This window comes from Confluentibacter citreus (assembly GCF_002807055.1).
GTDB lineage: Bacteria > Bacteroidota > Bacteroidia > Flavobacteriales > Flavobacteriaceae > Confluentibacter > Confluentibacter citreus.
In genome coordinates this window covers 49,383-72,452 of sequence record NZ_NIXN01000001.1, presented here as the reverse complement: position 1 = coordinate 72,452, position 23,070 = coordinate 49,383, and the positions used below count along the sequence as shown (strand labels likewise).

At 33.9% G+C, this 23,070-nt stretch carries 14 protein-coding genes; 6 read left to right on the top strand and 8 right to left on the bottom strand.

Translation table 11 applies throughout. The features are described from left to right. The first annotated feature begins 4 nt into the window (after nucleotides 1-4). Nucleotides 5-517: a signal peptidase II gene (gene lspA / locus CDH49_RS00265; protein WP_100613328.1), complete on the top strand. Its 513-nt coding sequence runs from the start codon at nucleotides 5-7 to the stop codon at nucleotides 515-517. A gap of 49 nt (nucleotides 518-566) precedes the next feature. Here lspA and galE read toward each other — a convergent pair whose 3' ends face one another. Beyond that, nucleotides 567-1,589, bottom strand: coding sequence for a UDP-glucose 4-epimerase GalE (galE, locus tag CDH49_RS00260; RefSeq protein ID WP_100613327.1), 1,023 nt, complete (start codon nucleotides 1,587-1,589; stop codon nucleotides 567-569). Beyond that, nucleotides 1,582-2,736 (bottom strand): DegT/DnrJ/EryC1/StrS family aminotransferase, encoded by a 1,155-nt coding sequence (locus tag CDH49_RS00255; RefSeq protein ID WP_100613326.1) that lies wholly within the window; start codon nucleotides 2,734-2,736, stop codon nucleotides 1,582-1,584. The genes galE and CDH49_RS00255 overlap by 8 nt, the downstream gene beginning before the upstream one ends. 144 nt (nucleotides 2,737-2,880) lie before the next feature. Between CDH49_RS00255 and CDH49_RS00250 the strand changes: the two genes are divergently transcribed. The 4 genes from CDH49_RS00250 to CDH49_RS00235 all read left to right on the top strand — a co-directional run bounded on the left by CDH49_RS00250 (nucleotide 2,881) and on the right by CDH49_RS00235 (nucleotide 12,454). Next, entirely contained in the window at nucleotides 2,881-4,116 is a 1,236-nt protein-coding gene (locus tag CDH49_RS00250; protein WP_100613325.1) for a 3-deoxy-D-manno-octulosonic acid transferase, read from the top strand. Between the two features lie 336 nt (nucleotides 4,117-4,452). Next, nucleotides 4,453-7,470, top strand: a complete 3,018-nt coding sequence (locus CDH49_RS00245; protein WP_239970524.1) for a SusC/RagA family TonB-linked outer membrane protein — start codon at nucleotides 4,453-4,455, stop codon at nucleotides 7,468-7,470. A 16-nt stretch (nucleotides 7,471-7,486) separates the two neighbouring features. Continuing rightward, nucleotides 7,487-8,986: a RagB/SusD family nutrient uptake outer membrane protein gene (locus CDH49_RS00240; RefSeq protein ID WP_239970523.1), complete on the top strand. Its 1,500-nt coding sequence runs from the start codon at nucleotides 7,487-7,489 to the stop codon at nucleotides 8,984-8,986. Between the two features lie 189 nt (nucleotides 8,987-9,175). Then, nucleotides 9,176-12,454 carry a VCBS repeat-containing protein gene (locus CDH49_RS00235; RefSeq protein ID WP_239970521.1) on the top strand — a complete coding sequence of 1,093 codons (3,279 nt, stop codon included), beginning with the start codon at nucleotides 9,176-9,178 and terminating at the stop codon, nucleotides 12,452-12,454. Between the two features lie 81 nt (nucleotides 12,455-12,535). On the opposite strand, the gene CDH49_RS00230 is transcribed toward CDH49_RS00235, so the two are convergent. Genes CDH49_RS00230 through CDH49_RS00210 form a run of 5 tightly spaced genes read right to left on the bottom strand, consistent with a single transcriptional unit; the run spans nucleotide 12,536 to nucleotide 19,490 of the window. Next, nucleotides 12,536-13,573: a glycoside hydrolase family 43 protein gene (locus tag CDH49_RS00230; RefSeq protein WP_100613322.1), complete on the bottom strand. Its 1,038-nt coding sequence runs from the start codon at nucleotides 13,571-13,573 to the stop codon at nucleotides 12,536-12,538. A 26-nt stretch (nucleotides 13,574-13,599) separates the two neighbouring features. Then, on the bottom strand, nucleotides 13,600-15,036 hold the full coding sequence (locus tag CDH49_RS00225) for an MFS transporter (RefSeq protein WP_100613321.1): 1,437 nt from the start codon (nucleotides 15,034-15,036) through the stop codon (nucleotides 13,600-13,602). Between the two features lie 8 nt (nucleotides 15,037-15,044). Continuing rightward, nucleotides 15,045-16,184 (bottom strand): endo-1,4-beta-xylanase, encoded by a 1,140-nt coding sequence (locus tag CDH49_RS00220; protein WP_100613320.1) that lies wholly within the window; start codon nucleotides 16,182-16,184, stop codon nucleotides 15,045-15,047. 17 nt (nucleotides 16,185-16,201) lie between these two features. Next, the gene (locus CDH49_RS00215) at nucleotides 16,202-17,299 is read right to left on the bottom strand and encodes an endo-1,4-beta-xylanase (RefSeq protein WP_100613319.1); all 1,098 of its coding nucleotides are present in this window, start codon (nucleotides 17,297-17,299) and stop codon (nucleotides 16,202-16,204) included. Between the two features lie 34 nt (nucleotides 17,300-17,333). After that, a complete protein-coding gene (locus tag CDH49_RS00210; RefSeq protein WP_100613318.1) occupies nucleotides 17,334-19,490 on the bottom strand; it encodes an alpha-glucuronidase family glycosyl hydrolase in 2,157 nt (718 codons plus the stop codon). Nucleotides 19,491-19,725: 235 nt separating this feature from the next. On the opposite strand from CDH49_RS00210, the gene CDH49_RS00205 reads away from it, so the two are divergent. Further along, the gene (locus tag CDH49_RS00205; RefSeq protein ID WP_100613317.1) at nucleotides 19,726-21,996 is read left to right on the top strand and encodes a glycoside hydrolase family 3 C-terminal domain-containing protein; all 2,271 of its coding nucleotides are present in this window, start codon (nucleotides 19,726-19,728) and stop codon (nucleotides 21,994-21,996) included. A gap of 40 nt (nucleotides 21,997-22,036) precedes the next feature. On the opposite strand, the gene CDH49_RS00200 is transcribed toward CDH49_RS00205, so the two are convergent. Beyond that, nucleotides 22,037-23,068: a LacI family DNA-binding transcriptional regulator gene (locus CDH49_RS00200; RefSeq protein WP_100613316.1), complete on the bottom strand. Its 1,032-nt coding sequence runs from the start codon at nucleotides 23,066-23,068 to the stop codon at nucleotides 22,037-22,039. Nucleotides 23,069-23,070 lie beyond the last annotated feature (2 nt).

Here is a 23,070-nt window from a genome sequence, read left to right as displayed (position 1 = left end):
ATAAATGAAATTATCTAAACGTTCTATCTACATTATATTGATAATTGTATTGACTATTGCCGTCGATCAAATATCAAAAACACTCGTAAGAGCTTCTATAGAGCCGCAAACTGACATACAACAAGGTGAGCGCATATCATTAATTGGAGATGCTTTCATAATGATGAATGTTGAAAATACAGGAGCATTTTTGGGAATGGGAAGTGATTTGAATCCCACACTCAGGCTCATCTTTTTACTTATTTTACCAATTATTGTATTAGGATTTGTTCTGCGTTATATTCTAAAAGACAAAAGCTTAGACAATCTTTCACTTTTCGCCTTTTCAAGTATTATTGGAGGTGGCATAGCCAATGTTTTCGATCGTATTGTTTATGGCTCTGTAACCGATTTTTTCTTCATAGATTTAGGAGGTGTATTTAAAACGGGCATTTTTAATATGGCAGATCTATCCGTAACTACGGGGATGATTATCCTAGTGTTACTAAGTTTTAAAAAGAAAAAAGTTACTGAATAAAAAAATGCTGCTAAATTACTAGCAGTATTTTTTTATTTTAAATTGAGAGTTATTTTCCTCTAACTATTTGTTCCCATTTCCAGGCAGAACGCATAGCGTCATCTAATGTTAATTGTGATTTCCAGCCTAATTCATTATTAGCCTTTTTTGTGTCAGCATAAGCTGAAATAACATCCCCTTCTCGTCTGTCAACAATTTTATAGTTCAATTTTTTACCAGAAACTTTCTCAAATGAATTAATAACTTCTAATACGGAACTTCCTTTTCCTGTTCCCAAATTGAAAGTTTCATAATTGGATTTATTGCGATTTTTTAAAAGGCGCTTTAAAGCAATAACATGCGCTTTCGCCAAATCAACAACATGAATATAATCTCGGATACAAGTGCCATCGGGCGTGGGGTAATCATCTCCAAAAACAGACAGTTGTTCACGGATTCCCATAGCGGTTTGTGTAATAAAAGGCACTAAATTTTGAGGTACACCAATAGGTAATTCCCCAATTTTAGCAGATTCATGTGCCCCTATTGGATTAAAATAACGTAATGCAATCGCTTTTATGTTTGTCGCTATTTTGCAAGTATCTTTAATAATTTCTTCGCCTATTTGTTTGGTATTTCCGTATGGGGATTCTGCTAGTTTTACAGGAGCATTTTCGGTAATAGGTAATTCATCTGCTTGTCCATAGACCGTACAAGAAGAGCTAAATATAAAATTTGCTGAAGGCAATTTTTTTAATTCTTTCAGAATATAGACCAATGTCCCTATGTTATTTTCATAATATAATAAAGGTTCTTGAACACTTTCACCAACCGCTTTACTGGCAGCAAAATGGATAACACCTTTTACATCATTATGTTTTTTAAAAAAAGTTTCAACGGCTTCTTTATCTTTTAAATCTAATTTTTCAAAAAAAGGGGTCTTGCCTGTTATGGATGTTATGCCATCTAAAACATTTATAGAAGAATTCGATAAATTATCAATGATAACGACTTCATAGCCTTCATTTTGCAATTCTACAACGGTATGGGATCCTATAAAACCTAATCCTCCCGTGACTAATATTTTATCCATTTATAAAATTTATAATTGTTGAGGTTATGTATTCAATTTGTTCATCATCTAATTCCGTATGCATGGGCAATGAAATGACTTCTTTAACCAATCGATTTGTCACAGGAAAATCCGATTCATTATATCTAGAATCTGCATATGCCTTTTGATTGTGAAGGGGAATGGGATAATAAACTCCACAAGGAATTGATTTTTCGTTTAGGTGCTTTACTAAAGCATCTCTATCAATCCCTTTTAATTGAAGTGTATATTGGTGAAACACATGGCAGTCACAAGTATCGCAAATAGCAGAACAGCCGATTGTCACTTTTGGAGTAACCACGGCATCAATACCTTCAAATGCGTTATTATATTTTCTTGCAGCGTTTTGTCTAGCTTTATTATAATCATTTAAATATGGTAGTTTGGCATCCAATACAGCAGCTTGAATGCTGTCTAAACGGGAGTTAACGCCAACCACATCATGATGATAGCGTTCATACATGCCATGATTTACTATGCCTCTAAGGGTATGCGCTAAATTGTCATCATTGGTAAAAATAGCACCACCATCACCATAACATCCCAGGTTTTTTGAAGGGAAAAATGAGGTTGCCCCTACATGTCCAATGGTTCCAGCTTTTACTTTTTTACCACTTTTATAAGTATAATTAGCACCAATGGCTTGTGCGTTATCCTCAATAACATATAAGTTGTGTGCTTTGGAAATCTCCATAATAGCTTCCATATTAGCACATTGTCCAAATAAATGCACTGGAACTATAGCCTTGGTTTTTGGGGATATGGCTTTTTTTATAGCATCGATATTGATGTTGAAATCATCTTCATTGACATCTACCAAAACAGGTGTTAATTGCAATAAAGCAATAACCTCAACAGTTGCGGCAAAAGTAAAATCGGCAGTAATAACTTCATCACCAGGTTTCAATCCCAAGCCCATCATAGCAATTTGCAAAGCGTCTGTTCCATTGGCACATGGAATAACATGCTTAACATTTAAATACTGTTCTAAATTTTTTTGAAATTCATGAACTTTTGGGCCGTTAATAAATGTGGTGGTTTCAATAACCTCTTGGATGGAACTATTTACAACATCTTTAATTTGGGCGTATTGACCTTTCAGGTCAACCATTTGAATTTTCTTCATCTAAAAAAATTACAGACCATTTAGGCATGGTCAATTTTAATAACTCCTAAAATTTGATTTAGTGACATACAAAATTACAAAATTCATTCACGTAATTGATTAATTTATTTTAAAGAAATGTAATTTAGCATCAAAGAAAAAAAATTGGGTTTTATCTATAATATTGGTATTCATCTTGTGCATTTTGGCTTAAAATGTGCAGCGCCTTTTAATGAAAAAATAAAGAAAGGCATTATTGGTCGTAAAAATACATTTACAACCCTTCAAGACAATCTAAAAGCCACCGATAAAGCGCTTTGGTTTCACTGTGCATCTTTAGGAGAATACGAACAAGGACTTCCTGTATTTACAGTTATTAGGGAGTATTATAAAAACCATAAAATTGTACTTAGTTTTTTTTCTCCGTCAGGTTATGAAATAAGAAAAAATTCACCTATTGCTGACGTTGTAATTTATTTGCCATTAGACACAAAAAATAATGCCAAAAGGTTTTTAGGAATAGTAAATCCAGAATTAATCGTTTTTGTTAAATATGATATTTGGCCAAATTTTTTAAATGAATTAAAGAAGCGGAAATTAAGAGCTGTTCTTATTTCGGCAAACTTTAGAGCTAATCAATCTTTTTTTAAGTTTTACGGAAAACCAAGGCGAGAAGCATTATTTGCTTTTGAGCATATTTTTACCCAAAAAGAAAGTTCTGAAAAATTATTACAATCTATAGGCTATAATAATATTACAGTTTCTGGTGACACGCGTTTTGATAGAGTTTCAAGTCAGTTAGAACAAGACAATAATTTAGATTTTATTGAAATCTTTAAGCAAGACAAATTATGTGTTGTTGCAGGAAGCACTTGGCCAGAAGACGAGGCTCTTCTTATTGAGTATATAAATTATGTAAGTCCAAAAGATGTAAAGTTCATTATTGCCCCTCATAATATTAAGCCAAATCAAATAAAGAGTATTAAAGAAAGCCTAAGGGTTGGAGTTGTTTTGTTTTCAGAAATGAGCCATGATGAACTTAAAACAGCAAAAGTGTTTGTAGTTGACACTATTGGGATTCTTTCAAAAATTTATAGCTATGCTGATATTGCTTTTGTTGGCGGAGCAGTAGGTACAACAGGATTGCATAATATTTTAGAACCGGCCGTCTTTGGCATACCTATTATTATAGGTAACAATCACTCAAAATTTCCTGAGGCCAAAGAGATGATTGAGAATACAGGTGTTTTTTCAATTTCTAACCAAAATGAATTAAACTCAATTTTAACCCACTTAATTGAAAATCCAAATAAACGTCTTCTTTCAGGTTATAGTAATTCAAATTATATTAAAAAAAACAAGGGAGCATCAAACAAAATAATTGAATATTTAACTCAGTAATTTTATTCAAAATATTTTAAAGAATCCACTTGCATCTGTGTTTATATTTTCATGAGAATACAAATACAAAAAAAATCATCCAATAGCTTAAGCCATAATCAAACTTATCAAATAAAGATTACAATCATATTTCTGTTATTAACTTATTGAAAATTTAACATAATGTTAGTAAGAAAAAAAACTGAAAAAATTAACGCAATCGGTTGTTTGGTTTGAAAAAATTTCTATATTTGGCAAAATAAAACATGTTCTGGTTAAAATAGGACATATTTTATTTTATTTAATAACTAAGTATTAATACTAATTAATTACTAAAACTAAATTAAACTAAATTTTATGACAAAATTTTTATTTTTTAAAAAAGAAGGCATTAAGCATTTAGGATTCCTTTTGCTTGTGTTTATGTTTTGTACAGGTATGAATGCACAAATTAGGGTTTCCGGTACTGTGTCTGACCAAAATGGACCATTACCTGGTGTAACTGTTGTTGTTGATGGTACTTCGAATGGAGCTGCTACCGATTTTGACGGTAAGTACACATTGTCTAATGTGGCTTCTAATGCAACACTTGTAATCAGTTATGTTGGGTTTGTTACCCAAAGGATTCCTGTAAATGGACAAACAACTGTTAACGTTTCACTAGTCGAAGATTTACAAGCTCTTGATGAGGTTGTTGTTGTAGGTTATGGTTCTCAAAGTAGAGCATCTGTTACTGGAGCTATTTCCAGTATTAAAACAGAGGAAATTGCTGCAATTCCTGTAGCAAATCCAGTTGAGGCATTACAAGGTCGTGCAGCGGGTGTTTTAGTTGTAAATACTGGATCTCCTGGTACTGAGCCATCTGTTACTATAAGGGGTCTAGGTACTTTTGGTAACAATGCACCATTGTATGTAATTGATGGGGTTATTGTTGGCAATCTTTCTGGTATTAGCCAAAACGATATCGAATCGGTTAACGTTTTAAAAGATGCATCAACTACTGCTGTATATGGATCACAAGGATCTAATGGTGTTATTATTGTTACAACCAAAAAAGGTAAAAAAGGAGTAACTCAATTCTCCGCTAACGTATTTACAGGGTTTCAAGTACAAAATCAACGATATGATGTATTGAATACAGCCCAATATTTACAATTCGCTCAAGAGGCATTTGGAGTAGTACCAACTACACCGGCATCGCAATCTGGAGTAAACACAAATTGGCAAGATGAATTATACCAAAGTGGTTTAGTACAGAATTATGATTTTGCGGTTTCTGGAGGTAGCGAAAAAAGTACTTTTAGATTTTCTGCGGGTTATGCTGAAAAAGAAGGTATTATTATAGAGACAGGTTTCGAAAGGTTCACTTTCAGAGGAAATAGTGATTTTGATTTAGGAAGAGTAAAAGTAGGACAAACAATGTCTGCTAACTTTAATTCCACCATGCCAGAAATTGGAGCTGGAGGACGTTCATTATTAGAGCATGCTATTAAAATGGCACCATATTATAATGTATATAACCCTAATAATCCAGGAGGTTTTCAAGGACCTAATAGTGCGGGTGATGGACAAGATGCAGAAAATCCAGTAAGAATCATGAGAAATGGTTCTAGATTGAATAATGGATTTAGTCTTATTGGAAATATCTATGCTACGTTAGAGATTGTTGAAGGTTTAGAATTTAAAACTCAAGTAGGTTTGGATTATTTCAGTACAAACAACTTTACGTTTACTCCATCATTTAATGATGATAGTTTAGGAGCAACTCACAATCAGGCTTTTGCAAATATCAACAGAAATAGATCTTCTGGGCAAACAATCATATATACTAATAGTTTGACTTACAAGAAAACTCTTGCAGATGCTCATAATTTTGAATTGTTATTACTTAGTGAGAAATATGAAAATACATTCAGTAGCATAAATGGAACTAGTAGAAATAATATAACTAACGATGTTATTGAACTTTCAAACCAAGATTCAAATTTGGGTAGTAACTCTAATGAATATAATAGATTAGGGTATTTAGCAAGGTTGAATTACAATTACATGGATAAGTATATTGCATCAGGTTCTATCAGACGTGATGCCTCATCAAGATTTGGAGCTAATAATCGTTGGGGTAGTTTCTATTCTGTGTCTTTAGGCTGGAACATTGCTAAAGAAGATTTCATGAGCGACTCAGCATTTAGTACTTTAAAATTAAGAGGTAGTCACGGTACTTCAGGTAACGACAGAATTGGAAATTATTTATATAGTGCTACACTAACTGATAATTTTCAATACCCAATAGGTGGTGTGAATGCTGTTGGTACAACATCTGCTGGATTACCAAATCCTAATTTAAAGTGGGAGCAAACAGTGCAATCAAATATTGGTTTGGATGTAGGACTTTTTAACGAAAAGGTAACTGCAGCACTTGAATACTATGTAAATACTAGTGATGATTTATTACTTAGTGTGCCTACACCTACATCATTAGGTATCAATGCAGGTAATCAAACTAGGAATGTTGGTTCTGTTGAAACTACAGGTTTTGAGTTAAGTTTAGGATATAATGATCGTGAAGGCGATTTTAAATGGTCTGCAAATTTAAATTTAGGAACCAGTAAAAATACTGCTAAATCTTTAGGTGGTACAATACAAGAGTTAAACGGAGGAGGTTTTGAAGGCGAAAACATCACAAGAGTTGTTGAAGGTCAGCCTTTATTTCATTTCTTTGGTTTAGTAATGGATGGTATTTATCAAACACAAGCTGAGGTAGATGCTGTATTTACTGCTAATCCAGGCCAAACTACAGTACAACCAGGAGATATAAGATACAAAGATTTAAATGGTGATGGTCTTATAAATAACAGCGATAAAACAATTATTGGTAATGCCAATCCAGATCTTACATTTGGTTTAAACTTAGATGCTACTTATAAAAATTGGGATTTTAACGTATTCTTTACTGGGCTAGTTGGTAGAGATTTAATGAACACCAATATATATGATCTTGAGGGTATGCCAAGGTTATTTAATGCTGGAGTAGGTGTTTTAAATAGATGGACCGGTCCTGGTACTTCTAACTCAGTGCCTAGAGCAGGAGGAGCACCTCAAAATCTTGCAATATCTACACGTTATTTAGAAGATGCTTCTTTCACAAGACTTAAAAACCTTACTATAGGTTATACATTACCTAATAATATGTTTGGTAAAGAGATGTTTTCTAAATTCAGAATTTATGTGAGTGGTCAAAACGTGTTTACTATCACTAAGTATTCTGGTTTGGATCCTGAAATTGCTAGTGGTGCTTTATTTGACTATGGTATAGATAGAGGTGCATATCCACAGCCTAAGACGTATTTACTAGGTCTTCAACTTACATTTTAATTAAAAAAAAAAATTTATGAAAACACACAAAATTATTTTTGCATTTTTCTCAATGTGCATTGCCATTGTGATAATAAGTGCTTGTAGTACAAAAGATTTGGAATTGGTAAACCCGAATGAGTTATCTCCTGAAACTTTTTTTAGAACAGAAGCTCAAATTCAATCTTCTGTAAATGCAGCCTATGCTAATCTACAAACTATAGGTTTGTTCTCAAGAGCCTATTTTTTCATGTACGATTTAATGGGTGGTGATGCTGGTGGCAATCCACAGTTAGAAGCTGACAAAAGACAATATTTAGAATTCACCTTTGATGCTAACCATGGTAATATTGGTGATTATTGGGAAAGCTGTTATAGAGGTATAAATAAAGCAAATTTTGTTATAGGAAATGCTGAAGCTATAAATGAGGCTCCAATAAGTCAAGCAAAAAAGGATAAATTTATTGGAGAAGCAAAGTTTTTAAGAGCTTTGTATAACTTTCTTTTGGTTACCAGATGGGGTGATATACCTTTAATAACTGATATTCCAACTACTACAGATGGTGTGCCTAAATCTCCTAAAGCAGCTGTTTATGATTTAATCATAACAGACTTACAAAGTGCTTCAACCGCTTTAATGGATAAAGGAGTTGAAGTGAATGGTAGAGCTACAAAACAGGCTGCTATCGCATTATTGGGTAAAGTATATTTATACCAAGAAGAGTATGATTTAGCTTTGGCAGAGTTTAATAAATTGAATGGTCTATTTTCATTAGAGCCTGATTTTTATGATAACTTCATGGATGAAACAGAGCATGGTGTAGAATCAATATTTGAAATTGAATATGATCAAACATTAGGTGCTGGTGCTTTATGGAACAGTAGTGTTAGTGGTGCAGGAGCTAATGAGTCTACACTTCGCGGACAAGAATATGGTTTTAACGATTGGTTTAATACATATCCTGCAGATGACTTACTTGCTGAATATGAAACTGGTGATACAAGATTTGATGATACTTTTTATGTTGCTGGAGATTTCTTTGGTGGCACCGGAGGAAGAACTGTGTTAGCAGCCGACTTAACAGTACCAGGATTTGTAAGAGCAGCTGGATGGAAGAAATATCAAAATTATTACAAACGTTTGAATGAGAATACTGACTCTAGTATCAATTTCAAATATATAAGATATGCTGATGTTTTGTTGATGATGGCAGAATGTGAGAATAAGAGACCAGGTGGTAGTCAAAATGCTGCAATTGGTTATATAAATCAAGTTAGACAAAGACCAAGCGTTATGTTACCTGCTTTACCACTTGGACTAGCAGCACCTGCGGTTTTTGAAGCTATCATTCATGAAAGAAGAGTAGAATTAGCAGGCGAGCAATCACGTTTTAATGATTTAGTAAGATGGGGATTAGCTGCTACTGAATTGTCAGGTCAAGGATATCAAGCCATACACGCTTTGTGGCCCATTCCAAGAAGAGAAATAGATTCGAATGAAGCTATAGGGCCAGAAGATCAGAATCCTGGGTATTAAAATTTTGGATATTATTAGTTAATTTATTTTGAGTTAGTTTAAATTAAAGCAGCGTATTTTATATACGCTGCTTTTTATCTTTACTTTATATTATAAATACAAATATTTACCATGAGAATAATAATATGTAATAGATTAATATCTATATATTTTTTCAAATTTTGTATTGGTCTCTTTTTATTTACCACTTTGCAAAACTGTGTAAAAAAAGAGGAATCAGATACTACTGATGCCGCCAATAAAATATTTAGCAAGCTTGAGGTTTCTAAAACAGGAATTGATTTTATAAATACACTTACAGAGAGTGATACTTTAAATTATTTTACATATGGCTATCTTTATATGGGTGGTGGCGTAGCTGTTGGAGATATAAATAATGATGGTTTAATAGATATTTATTTTACAGGAAATCAGGTTAAAAATAGACTGTACTTAAATAAGGGTAATCTTCAGTTTGAAGATATTACAGAACAAGCCAGCGTAGGAGGAGATAATCGTTGGTATACGGGTGTTACAATGGCCGATGTAAATAATGACGGGTTGTTGGACATCTATTGTTCTGTTAGTGGCCAATCGGGTTCAAGACAAAATCAATTATTTATTAATAATGGAGATTTAACTTTTACAGAAAGAGCTGTCGAGTATGGTCTTGATGACAAAGGTAGTAGTGTACAAGCTACTTTCTTTGATTATGACAACGATGGTGACCTGGATGTTTATGTAGCCAATTATCCGCCAACACCGTTTTCTGCACCTGTAGAAGTTTACACATATGCCATGAATAATGTTAAGGATATTGATTCTGATCATTTATATAGAAATGATAATGGAAAGTTTGTAAATGTAACAAATGAGGCGGGGGTTAAAAACTTTGGACTTTCTTTAAGTGCTACTGTAGGTGATGTAAATAATGATGGTTGGGCTGATATATATGTTTCTAACGATTTTAATTCACCTGACTATTTTTACATTAACAATCAAGATGGTACGTTTAAAGAAGTTACCAAACAAGCATCACCACACACCGCATTTTATGGTATGGGTGCCGATATAGCCGACATAAATAATGATGGCCACCTTGACATATTTCAGGTAGATATGGATGCCAACAATAACCGTAGAAAAAAGGCCAATATGGCAAGTATGAACCCTCAATTATTTTGGGATGTAGTTGATGCTGGATTTCATTATCAATACATGAATAATGTGATGCAGGTTAACACAGGGGTTTATACAGATGATGGTGTTCCTTATTTTACAAACGTATCTGGAATTACAGGAACCACATCAACTGACTGGAGCTGGGGACCGTTATTTGCTGATTTTGATAATGATGGTAACAAAGATTTATATATTACTAATGGCACACGAAAGGAAATAAACCATAACGACTATTTCAAAAGTATTGATAATGAAAAGAAAGATTTGTCTATTCTAGAAAAAAGCTTAGGAATTCCTTCTGAAAAGATTGATAATTTCATGTTTAAAAACAATGGCGACCTTAATTTTGAAAAGGTAAATGCAAAGTGGGGCATAGAAATAGAAGGATTTTCCAATGGTGTTGCCTATGCAGATTTAGATAATGATGGTGATTTAGAAATAGTAATAAGTAATATAGATGATATTGCGACCCTTTTTGAAAATAAAAGCTCTGAAACTGCAAATTTCATCTCCATAAATTTTGAAGGAAAGGATGGTAATAAGTTCGGACTTGGAAATAAAGTGTATGTTACCAATAAAGATGAAACCCAAATGCAAGAGTTAACTTTAACTCGCGGATTTCAATCGTCTGTTGCACCGGAATTACATTTTGGACTAGGACAATCTCAAACGATAGAAAAACTAAAAGTAGTTTGGGGAGACGGAAAAATACAAGAACTTAATAATGTAAATGCCAACCAAAAATTAAAGTTAAAGTACGCTGATGCCATAACACAAACAGTTGATGAGAATCAATTGGATAATGATGTTTTGTTTCAAACAGTTTTAGAATCTTCCCAAATTTTCCCAATATTTAAACACCAAGAAAATATATTTGATGATTTTGAAACACAAGTATTGCTCCCTCATAAAATGTCAACATTTGGTCCAGCACTTGCTGTTGGCGATTTAAACAATGATGGTTTAGATGATTATTTTATTGGTGGCGCCTCTGGTTTTGAAGGTCAGTTGTTTTATCAAACATCAAAAGGAATTTTTGAAAAACAAACACAAAACTTTTTTGCTGAGGATAAAGTTTCGGAAGATTTAGGCGCTTTAATTATCGATGTAGATAACGACGGAGATAATGATTTATATATAGTAAGTGGAGGCTATGAATTTTTAAGTGATAAAAAAGCAAAAAGTTTACAGGACAGGTTGTATTTAAATGATGGAAAAGGCAACTTTACTAAAGTAAATAATGCACTTCCTGAAATGATTACAAGTGGGTCAAGGGCTTATTCTGCCGATTTTAACAAAGATGGAAAACCGGATATTTTAACTTTAGGAAGGCAAGTTCCAGGAAATTATCCATCCCCGGCAGATAGTTTTGTACTAATCAACAAAAGTGAGGGAAACTCTGTAAAGTTTGATATAGTATCGCCAAATGTTTTTAAAGATTTAGGAATGGCTACAAGTGCCATTATTACAGATATAGATAATGATACATGGCTAGATATTATTGTAGTTGGTGAATGGATGCCAATACGTGTCTTCAAGAATGTAAAAACTGGGTTTAAAGAAGTATCAAAAGACATGGGTCTGGATGAAGGCTCAGCAGGTTGGTGGTGGAGCATCAATCAAGGTGATTTTGATAACGACGGCGACATGGATTATATAATTGGAAATAACGGATTGAATTATAAATACCAAGCGAACGAATACGAAACTTTCGATATTTATGCGAATGATTTTGATAAGAATAATAAAACAGATATAGTGTTAAGTTATTACAATGAAGGGATTCAATATCCAGTAAGAGGCAGGGGTTGCTCTTCCCAACAAATACCTTCAATTAAAGAAAAATTCAAAAATTATGAAACGTTTGCTGAAGCCTCTTTAGTTGATGTTTACTCAAAGAAAGATTTGGAGAATTCATTACATTATCAAGTTAAATCGTTTGCAAGTATATATCTAGAAAATAAAGATGGTAAGTTCATTGTCCATAAATTGCCAAATTTGGCTCAAATATCAAGTATCAATCAGATTTTAATTGATGACTATGATAATGATGGTTACTTAGATGCTTTGATAGCAGGAAACTTACACGCTTCTGAAGTCGAAACACCTCGTAATGATGCAGGCTATGGTCTTTTTCTAAAAGGTAATGGTAAAGGTGGTTTTCAAGCAGTGCCCGTTACCAAGAGTGGGTTCTTTGTTCCTGGAGATGTAAAAGATATGGCTACAATAAAAGTAGGTGCCAAATCATATATTATCGCAGCAAAGAATAATGATTATTTACAGTTTATAGAGTGTTTAAAGCCTTAATTAAACCAGATAAGGAATTTATATTTAACCAAAAAACCCCTCATTTTGAGGGTTTTTTTCTTAATTTAAATTTATAAATGATTAATCTCTATAAGGATTTAAAGTATTAATGGTGCCATCTTCATTATAAGTGATTTCGGCAACTTTAATAGATCTTAAATGAGTTACCCCTTTAGACAAACTTGAATCATGGTAAAATAAATACCATTTACCTTTTACTTCGCAAATTGAATGGTGTGAAGTCCAGCCAACCACGGGATTTAAAATTTTACCTTGATAAGTAAAAGGGCCATAAGGATTATCCCCAATAGCATAGCATATAAAATGAGTATCTCCTGTTGAATATGAAAAATAGTATTTGCCATTATACTTGTGTAACCATGGACCTTCAAAAAAGCGTCGTTCATGATCTCCAGCCAATAATGGAGTTCCATTTTCGTCCAAAATAACTATATCCCTTGGGGTTTCGGAAAATTCCAATAGATCATTGGTCATTTTGGCAACTTTAGCAGTTAATGCAGGTTCATGGTCTTTAGGAAGATGTGCGGTTGGACTCTCTGGATGTTCAGCATTAAAAACGCCTGTTTTCCAACGTTGTAATTGTCCGCCCCAAATACCTCCAAAATACATATAATAACTTCCATCCTTATCTTCAAAAACAGCAGGGTCAATAGAATAACTTCCTTTTATTGGTTCTGCTTGAGGTGTAAATGGACCGACAGGAGAGTCACTTACAGCGACTCCTATCCTAAAAATACCATCGTATCCCTTTGCTGGGAAAAACAAGTAATATTTTCCGTCTTTTTGCGCAGCATCTGGTGCCCACATCTGTTTTTCTGCCCAAGGCACGTCGTTTACATGTAATGCTAAACCATTATCTACGGCATCACTATCAATACTATCCATAGAAATTACATGGTAATCTTCCATGGCAAAATGACTTCCTAAATCATCAAATGCTTCGCCTGCATCTACATCATGCGACGGATAGATATAAATTTTATCATTAAAAACATGCGCCGATGGATCTGCGGTATAAATATGAGATACCAAAGGTTTGGAAATAGCTTTTTTGTTTAAAATCTCAAAATCAATATGGTCAATGGCTTCTTCTGGCATTGTTAATATGTTATTTTATTTATTTTTTATAATCTTCTTACTTTTAAATCAGCTTCTATCTGAGTCTCCATTTTTTTGTTGATCTCATAGAAAAACAACAATCCTACACCAATTAAAAAAGGTATTGCTGGAAAAATACTTACTAGCATTCTAGTGCCTTGTATAGCAGATTCTGGTTGCACAGTTGTTATTCCTACTACAGCGGCTTCTTTAGTTATATATCCATATACACCTAAAAACCAAGATACTAAAGCGCTTCCTATGCTTAAACCACCTTTTAAACCTACCATCATTGCAGAAAATATAATTGCGGTAGCACGACGGTTGTTTTTCCATTCAGAGAAATCCGCGACATCGGCAATCATTGCCCACAAAATAGGGGTGCTAATTCCATAGAAAAACATGTGTAAGATTTGAGATGCAAAAATTATTTCAATCGCATTCGGAGGATAAAAATAGAAGGCAATTATAAACAATGTTGAAATGAACAATGATGCACCAAAAACATTACGTTTACCATATTTGTCTGCAAATCTTTTGGAAAGTGCAATACCTATCAATCCAATCAGGATACCACCTCCATTAAAAACGCCCAATCCTAAAGATGTTTCATTTTCAAAAGTAGGTAAAAAACTCTTTAAAGGGTCTAAGAACGATTTTAATTCATTTTGATCCACATAGTTTTCAAAGTAGTATACATAAGAGCCACCTTTCATAGCTAAAGTTATAAAAACCAACGTTGTTAAGGTAAGCATAATAACCCATGGCTTGTTTTTTACTAAATCACCTAAATCTTCTTTTATACTGGATTTTTGATCTAAATTAGGAACAACGCGTTCTTTTGTAGTAAAAAATGTAATGAGTAACATAATGGTGCCAATAACGGCTAACCAAGTCATTACTGTTTCCATTCCTGCAGCTTTGTTACCACTACCTGCTTTCAAAATAAAGTCGTACATGAAAACTTGAACAAAAAATTGAGCACCCATTACAGCTATAAAGCGGTAAGCAGATAAGCTATTTCGTTCTTTCATATCCCCTGTTATAACACCACTTAAAGCGGAATAAGGCAAATTGTTTGCAGCATACAGTAAAAGCAATAACGTATAAGTAATTACTGCATAAATAACCTTCCCTTTATAGGCAAAATCTGGTGTGCTAAAAGCCAACATGGAAGCCACACCCAAAGGGATTGCTGTCCATAAAATCCAAGGTCTAAATTTACCCCATTTTGTAGTTGTTCTATCGGCTATGACACCCATTAGGGGATTAAAAGCAAAGGCAGCAATTAGACCAACAATTAGTGTAACTGCCGAAGCGTCATTTGCTTTAAGCCCATATATATCGGTATAAAAATAGGCTAAATAAGTAACCAATGTTTGGAATACCAAGTTTGCGGCAAGGTCTCCTAAACTATATCCAATTTTTTCCTTAATGGATAGTTTGTGTGAATCTGAACCCATGTACTTAATTAGTTGGATTGTTTATCTTCTCTTTGTTTTAGTGCAATGATGCTATCATAAGCACTTTTTGGCTTTAACTCTCTATCGAAAAGTAAAGGGTGATTGGTTCTTCCTCTTACAGGAAAGCCATTCAGCCATGACTGTCCATCATTAACACCCCAAAAAGTAACTCTGCTTATTTTATCTTTATGCTTTAAAAATATTTTAAAAATGTCGGTATAACGATTCGCTAATTTAACCTGAATAGAATCTGGTAAGCCTTTTGTGTAAGGGTTTAATAATTCACTATTGTCGAAATTTTGACCTATATCAGCCCCCACAAGATCTCTAGGATTCGGCAAAACACTTATGTCAAGTTCAGTAATGGCTACTTTTACACCAAGTGCTGCATAATCTACGATACTTTTTTCAATCTCTTCAAGAGAAGGAGTATTTAAATGCCAATGGCCTTGCATACCTATTCCATCTACTTTAATACCTTTATCCATAATGTTTTTAACTAATCGTATAGCACCTTCTCTTTTTTCTGGGTTTGCCATATTGTAATCATTATAATATAATTCTGTATTAGGATCTACTTCAGAAGTCCATTTAAAAGCTAACGCTAAATAGTCTTCTCCCATCACTTCTAAGAAAACAGACTTTCTTAAGGTACCATCTTCATTTAATGCTTCATTAACAACATCCCAAGAGTCAATCTTGCCTTTATACCTGCCAACTATTGCTTTTATATGGCTCTCAAGTGCTTCAGCCATTTCTGTGCTATCTTTTATGTTTCTTATCCATGGAGATAACTGACTGTGCCAAACTAAAGTATGTCCATGTATGAACATATTGTATTTTTCGCCAAGAGCGACAAATTTGTCTGCGTATTCATAATTGAAAGTGTCTTTTGCTGGATGAATTTGCATTGATTTCATTTCGTTTTCGGCAGTAATACTGCTAAATTCTCTACCAACAATGCCTGCCATTATTGAATCTGTTTCATCAATTTGAAATGTATTAAGGGCAGTACCAATATAAAAGGCATCTTTATAAACGTTTCTAAGCGTTACAGGTTCGGTAGGTGTTTCCACACTTGCTTCTTTACAAGCAATCACTAAAATTAGTATTGCTGTAATAAATAGGAATTGTTTTTTTATTTTCATGATTTTAAATATTTAGTTTAGTTGTTTAATCCTTCTAAAAAGCCTATAAATGCTTGTTTATAATTATAATTTGAATCGAATAATAAAGGCCATTCATTTTGATTATTATGAAAATTAATAAGCCAACTGTCATTATCCCTCATACCCCAAAAAGTAATACCAAATCTTTGTGCTGCAGGCAGTGTATTGTACATTGTAGCAACTTGCTTGTATTTTTCTTTTTGAGCATTTGCTCTATTTGTTGTTAATGAGGTTAATGCTTTATCCTTGTTTACCGTCATATCCAATTCAGACAAATGAATTAATAAACCTGTATTTTTAAGCAACGTCAGATTATTTGATAATGTTGTTAAGTCCGGATATTGATAGTCAATATGCATTTGCATGCCAATACCATCTATAGGCGTTAAATTTGTTTTAAAAGTATTTACCATATCTACAACCTGGGCAGCTTTGGAATTCTGACTTTCTAAATTATAATCGTTATAAAATAATTTTACATCAGCATCAGCTTCACGCGCCCAAATAAAACATTTAGAGACATAATCGCTTCCCATTCTAGTATTAAAAACGGCAGCCGCCGCATCGCTTGTAAAATGTTCATTAACAACATCCCAGCTTTCAAGAACCGATTTTCCTTCTGTTGTTTTTATTGCAGCAAAATGGGCAACGGTTGCTTTTATATAGCCTTTCACTTGTGCTTCAAATTCAGCGTCAGTGCCAGTATAATTTTTTAACCAATTGGGAATGGATGCATGCCAAACCAAGGCGTGTCCATGAACTCTAAGCCCATTTGTTTTGGCGTAGTTAACAATGGCATCTCCTTTACTGAAGTCATAAGTATCAGGCCCCGTAAACATAGCTCCCATTTTCATGTCATTTTCAGCAGTAATGCTATTAAATTCTTTATTTAGCAATGTTCTAAAGTAAGTATCTGTTCCAGATAATTTACTTGCAGAAACAATATTTCCTATTGGAAAATTCGCAGATGCTTTCAAAGTTGCAGAGGGTGTAGGGACGGGAATAGGATTAGCCTTAGGATCGTCATCTCCTGAACCTGAGCAACTAATTAAAAGTGTTGCAATTATTATAATTAAATAATGAGTTAATTTCATTTACTATAACTAGTTTCTTATCATATCTCTCATTTTAATTCCCGGGTGCAAAAGGAAATTTTAATGATTGAAAATATTCTAAAGTTTGTGTAGGTTTTTCAACGCCTTCTGGTAGGGGCATTTTAGAATATTGTTGAAAATACAATAAACAAGCATCTCGCCACCATTTTGCTTCTTTATATTGAATGTTTAATAGCATTTTAACATTGTTATATCTTTCAGCATCAACATAGCTTTCCATTTGATTCCAAGTGTTAATCATGGATGCAACTTGGTCAACCCCTTCTTGATATTTCAATGCCATACCATCCCAAAGTGTTTTGCCATTTTTAAGTTTATAATCCCACGGTACATGATGAAACCATAATAAGTCTTTTTCTGAAATAGATTTTAAATCATTATAAACTTTTGCGACTTCTGGTGCATATTGTTCAGTAGCATTACTTCCTGATGGTGTTCTATTAAAACCAATTCCAAGTGAATCTGCTTTATGATAATATACAGGATTCCATTCTGGTCTTGAAAGATTGGATACCCACGGCCCTGGTCCATAGTGATGTCCCGTATCCATAATATGATGTAAGCCTAAAGGAGTCATGTAATTAACAGCAGCCTCTCTAGAATTTAACATCATTTCTTTTATGGGTTCAATAAATTTTTTGTTATTGGTGAATGTCAATCTCAACCACTCATCAGCAATGCTTTCAGCACTTAAGTAGGGGTCCCACGCAAGTCTTCCATATCCATACCAATTAGCTTGTAGCATTGGGTTGCCCGTCCAATTAATATCATTACCTATGTTGCTAACCCCCGCCATGCCGGTTAACCTTTTATTGTGCAAGGTGCCATCCAGATCTTTAGCTACAATAGATCCCTTCCCTTTTTGATAGGTGTCTGCCTGTAAGGTTTCTTCATACATCGTAGGCAAAAAAATGGAGTGCGTGCTAAAGCCCAAATACTCTTGTGTTATTTGAAACTCCATCATTAGGGGTGTTTTTGGCATTGCACCAAACATGGGATGAAATGGTTCACGAGGTTGAAAATCAATAGCACCATTTTTAACCTGAATAATTACATTGTCTTTGAATTGGCCGTCGTAAGGTACAAACTCAGGGTAAGCCTGCTTTGCTCTATCAGTAACATCATGTTCAGAATACACAAAGGCTCTCCACATAACGATGCCGTTAAAAGGAGCTAGGGCATCTGCCAGCAAATTGGCACCATCAACATGATTTCTGTCATAATCTTGGGGTCCTGGTTGCCCTTCAGAGTTTGCTTTAACTACAAAGCCTCCAAAATCTGGAATTCTTTTGTAAATTTCCGCAGTTTTTTCTTTCCACCAATTTATAACGTTGGCATCTAATGGATCAGCTGTTTTCAATCCACCAATTTCTATAGGTGCAGAAAAACGCGCAGTTAAATATACTTTAATGCCATAGGGTCTAAAAACGTTGGCAAGCGCCTCCACTTTTTCCAAGTAATGCGGAGTCAAAATGAGTGCATTAGCATTTACATTGTTTAACACGGTGCCATTGATGCCCACAGATGCATTTGCCCGTGCATAATCTGTATATCTTGGGTCTAGGTAATCCGGTAAGCGATGCCAATCCCAAATAGAGAAACCGGCATAACCTCTTTCAACGGTTCTGTCTAAATTGTCCCAATGATTTAAAATACGGACTTTGATTTTAGGGGAATCAATAATACTTAACCTTTCTATTGATTTATTTGTCTGCAATAATTTTAAAAAGTTATAAACTCCATATAAAATTCCAATATCAGAATTACCAGTAATAATAATATGTTTTTTGCCTTTAAGAGAGAAAGATTTTATAATATACCCCTCTTCATTTATTTCATTAAAAGCATTTCCTAATTGCAGAATCACTTCTTCTGATAAGTTAGCTTTTGCGCCAAAAATCAAAGTGTTGCCGTTATTGTTAGTTGAATTGGATGAAAACTCAGACCCAAGCATACTGCTAAGGCCTCTATTAAGTTCTTTTGATGCTATTTGTATGGTTTCAGAATTTCCTGAGGGCGATAATTTTTCTACGGCGGATAAATACTCTTGTCTTAAAGAAGTGTTTTCTATATAGCTATATTGTAGCCATAAATTATAGCCATCATTTGCTAAAAGGTTATTGCAAAAAACAATTGAAAACGTAAGAAAAAAGATGATTTTTTTAAACATAAATTTTGTTTGAAAGATAAATAATTTTCATCTGTATAGTAGTATCAATTTTTTTTTAAAGTGCAAAAAAATGTGCAATTAATATGTATTTAGCAATGCAGCTACCATTAAAATATGGAAGATTTATTTAAAACATGATTTAATTCGTAAAACTAAAACAATCAAATTTAAAATAAAAATTTTTCAATACATTTACTGTATTAGATTACAATTTAACTTAATAGGACCAATTATCATGAGAAAAAGAATATTTCCTGCTACTTTAATTATTCTACCGCTTTTAATTTTTATTTCTTGCAATAATAAGAATGATAATACTTCACAAAGTGAAACAATATCCTCTAGCAATGTTTATGATTCACTTCCTTTTTATAACCCTTCACTTTCCATAGATGAACGAGTTGAAGATTTAATTTCTAGATTGACAGTTGAAGAAAAAATAAGCCAGATGATGAATGGAACGCCTTCCATTGAAAGATTGCAAATTCCTCCCTATGATTATTGGAATGAAGCTTTGCATGGGGTAGGTCGTACATGCGCAGCAACCATTTTTCCTCAAGCTATTGGGATTGGTGCTACGTTTGATGCCGATTTGGCATTTAGAGTATCCTCCGCCATTTCAGATGAAGCCAGAGCTATATATAATGCTACTAGTGAAAAAGGTTTTCACTTACAATATAATGGCTTAACGTTTTGGACGCCAAACATTAATATATTTAGAGATCCTAGATGGGGTCGTGGTCAAGAAACTTATGGGGAAGATCCATACTTAACGTCTATTTTAGGGGTGGCTTTTGTTGAAGGTCTACAAGGTGACAATCCGGATTATTTAAAAACAGCGGCTTGTGCCAAACATTTTGCGGTACATAGCGGTCCGGAACAAGTGCGACACGAATTTAACGCTGAAGTAAGCCAAAAAGATTTATGGGAAACGTATTTACCAGCATTTAAGGCTTTAGTAAATGCCAATGTTGAATCTGTAATGTGTGCTTACAATAGAACAAATGGAGAGCCCTGCTGCTCAAGCAATTATTTAATAACAGAAGTTCTTAGAAATAAATGGGATTTTAAAGGACACGTTTTAACCGATTGTGGAGCATTGGAAGATTTTTATAAGCAGGCCAATGAAGGTGGTCATGGCGTAGTGGATACGCCAGTGCAAGCAGCGGCACTAGCACTTAAAAGTGGCGTAAGCCTTAATTGCGGTGTGGTTTATGAGCAGTTACTCGATGCCCTTAAAGAGGGTTTAATAACTGAACAAGACATTGATACGCAATTAGCTATTTTATTAAAAACAAGGTTTAAATTAGGATTGTTCGATCCTAAGGGAAGCAATCCTTATGATGCCATTTCTATGGATGTGGTAAACGGAGAAACCAATCGAGCTTTAGCTAAAGAAGCAGCTCAAAAAAGTATGGTACTTTTAAAAAACAATGGTATTTTACCTTTAAAAAATGACCTTTCTAAATATTTTGTTACTGGACCAAATGCTTCTAATATAGAAGTGCTTTTAGGAAATTATTATGGTGTAAATTCAAATATGGTCACAATTTTAGAAGGTATAAGTGCCGCTATACTTCCAACAAGTCAATTACAATATCGGTTAGGTGCTATGCTAAATCAGAAATCTATAAATCCTATAAATTATGCTATTGGTCATGCAGGAAGTAGTGATGTCACCATTGTTGTGTTGGGTCTGTCGAGTACCTTGCAAGGTGAGGAAGGGGATTCTATTGATTCTTCAACAGCAGGAGATAGATTGGATTACGATTTACCAAAGAACCAAGTCGATTATCTTAAACAATTACGAGAAACAGCCGATAAAAATCCTGAAGACAAAAAGCCTATCGTTGCTGTAATTACAGGAGGAAGTCCTATGAATTTAGCTGAAGTACAAGAATTGGCAGACGCTGTTTTATTGGTATGGTATCCTGGGGAAGAAGGTGGAACGGCAGTAGCAGATATTCTTTTTGGAAACGTATCACCCTCTGGCAGATTGCCCATTACATTTCCAAAATCCTTAGATCAATTACCAGCTTTTGATGATTATTCCATGAAAGGAAGGACTTATAAATACATGAATGAAGAACCGTTATATCCTTTTGGGTTTGGATTAAGTTATACCAGTTTTACTTACAGTGATATAAAAGTCACAAATAAAACAATTTCAAAAAGCGATACTGTTAAAGTACAAGTAAAAGTCATGAATTCTGGAAAAGTAAAGTCAGATGAAGTTGTCCAAATATATATTTCAGATGTACAAGCATCGGTAACAGTTCCTAACTTTCAGCTTATAAACACAAAAAGAGTTACTTTGGAGCCTGGTACGTCTCAAAACCTAGAGTTTGAGGTTGCTCCAAAAGATTTTGAAATTGTAAAAGAAGACGGTACAAGAACTATAGAAGCAGGGGAATTTAAAATTTATGTTGGTGGTTCAAGTCCAATGAAACGAAGTATAGAACTAGGAGCGCCAAAAATGTCAGAGGTTTTAATTGCTGTAAAATAATCAAATGGTAATTGAGGGAGATATAGGAATATAAAATAAATTAATTTCTTTTTGAAGAATCACGAACAAGAACTTCGGTATTTAAAACCGTGATGGCTTTAATATCATCTTTTGTAGATTGTTCTAAATTTTTTAAAATAATTTCTGCAGAAGCTTGCCCCATTTTTTCAGCAGGATGAGAAATGGTTGATAAATTAGGTTCTATAATTCTCGAATTGGGGTCGTTATTGAAACCAATCACAGCTAATTCCTCAGGAATTCTAACACCTCTTTTTTTAGCGCATTGAATAGCACTGATGGCCATCATGTCTCCTGCGGCAAATATACCATCAGGCGGATTTTTCAAGTTTAGTAATTTGTTGGTTGCCGCTTCGGTTTCTTCATAGCTTACAGAATTAAGGTTTACAATAAGTTTGTTGTCAATAGGCATATTGTTTTCCTTTAAAGCTTCTATATAGCCTTTTTTTCTTTCACTATATATGTTGCCAAATTCGGATGCTCTTGTAATATGGGCAATTCTTAAACAACCTTGATCTATGAGATGTTTAGTAGCATTATAACCAGCCTCATAATTATTAATCATGACGCGATAGGTATCCGCATGTTTAGGAACTCTATCCACAAAAACTAACGGAATGCCATTATCTGTGAATATCTTGAAATGCTTAGTGTCTGAAGTCTCCATAGCTAAACAACAAATAACACCACTAACCCGGCTACTGTATAAAGATTGGGTTAAATTCAGTTCTTCTTCATAGGAGTCATGCGATTGCATGATAACAACATTATAGCCTGCTTCTTGAGCCGTCGTTTCAACACCACTAATTAGTGATGAAAGGAAAGGTTGAGCTATGGTAGGTAGTAAAACCCCAATGGTTTTGGTTTTTTTATTTCTTAAACTAGCAGCTAAGTTATTTGGGCGATATCCCATTTCAGTAGCTGTTTTCTTTACTTTATCAATAGTTTTTTGGCTAATACTATGATGACTACTTAAAGCTCTGGAAATGGTTGAAGTAGCTAAATTCAGCTTTTTCGCTAAATCGTAAATAGTAACCTCCGTGTTTTGTTTCATAT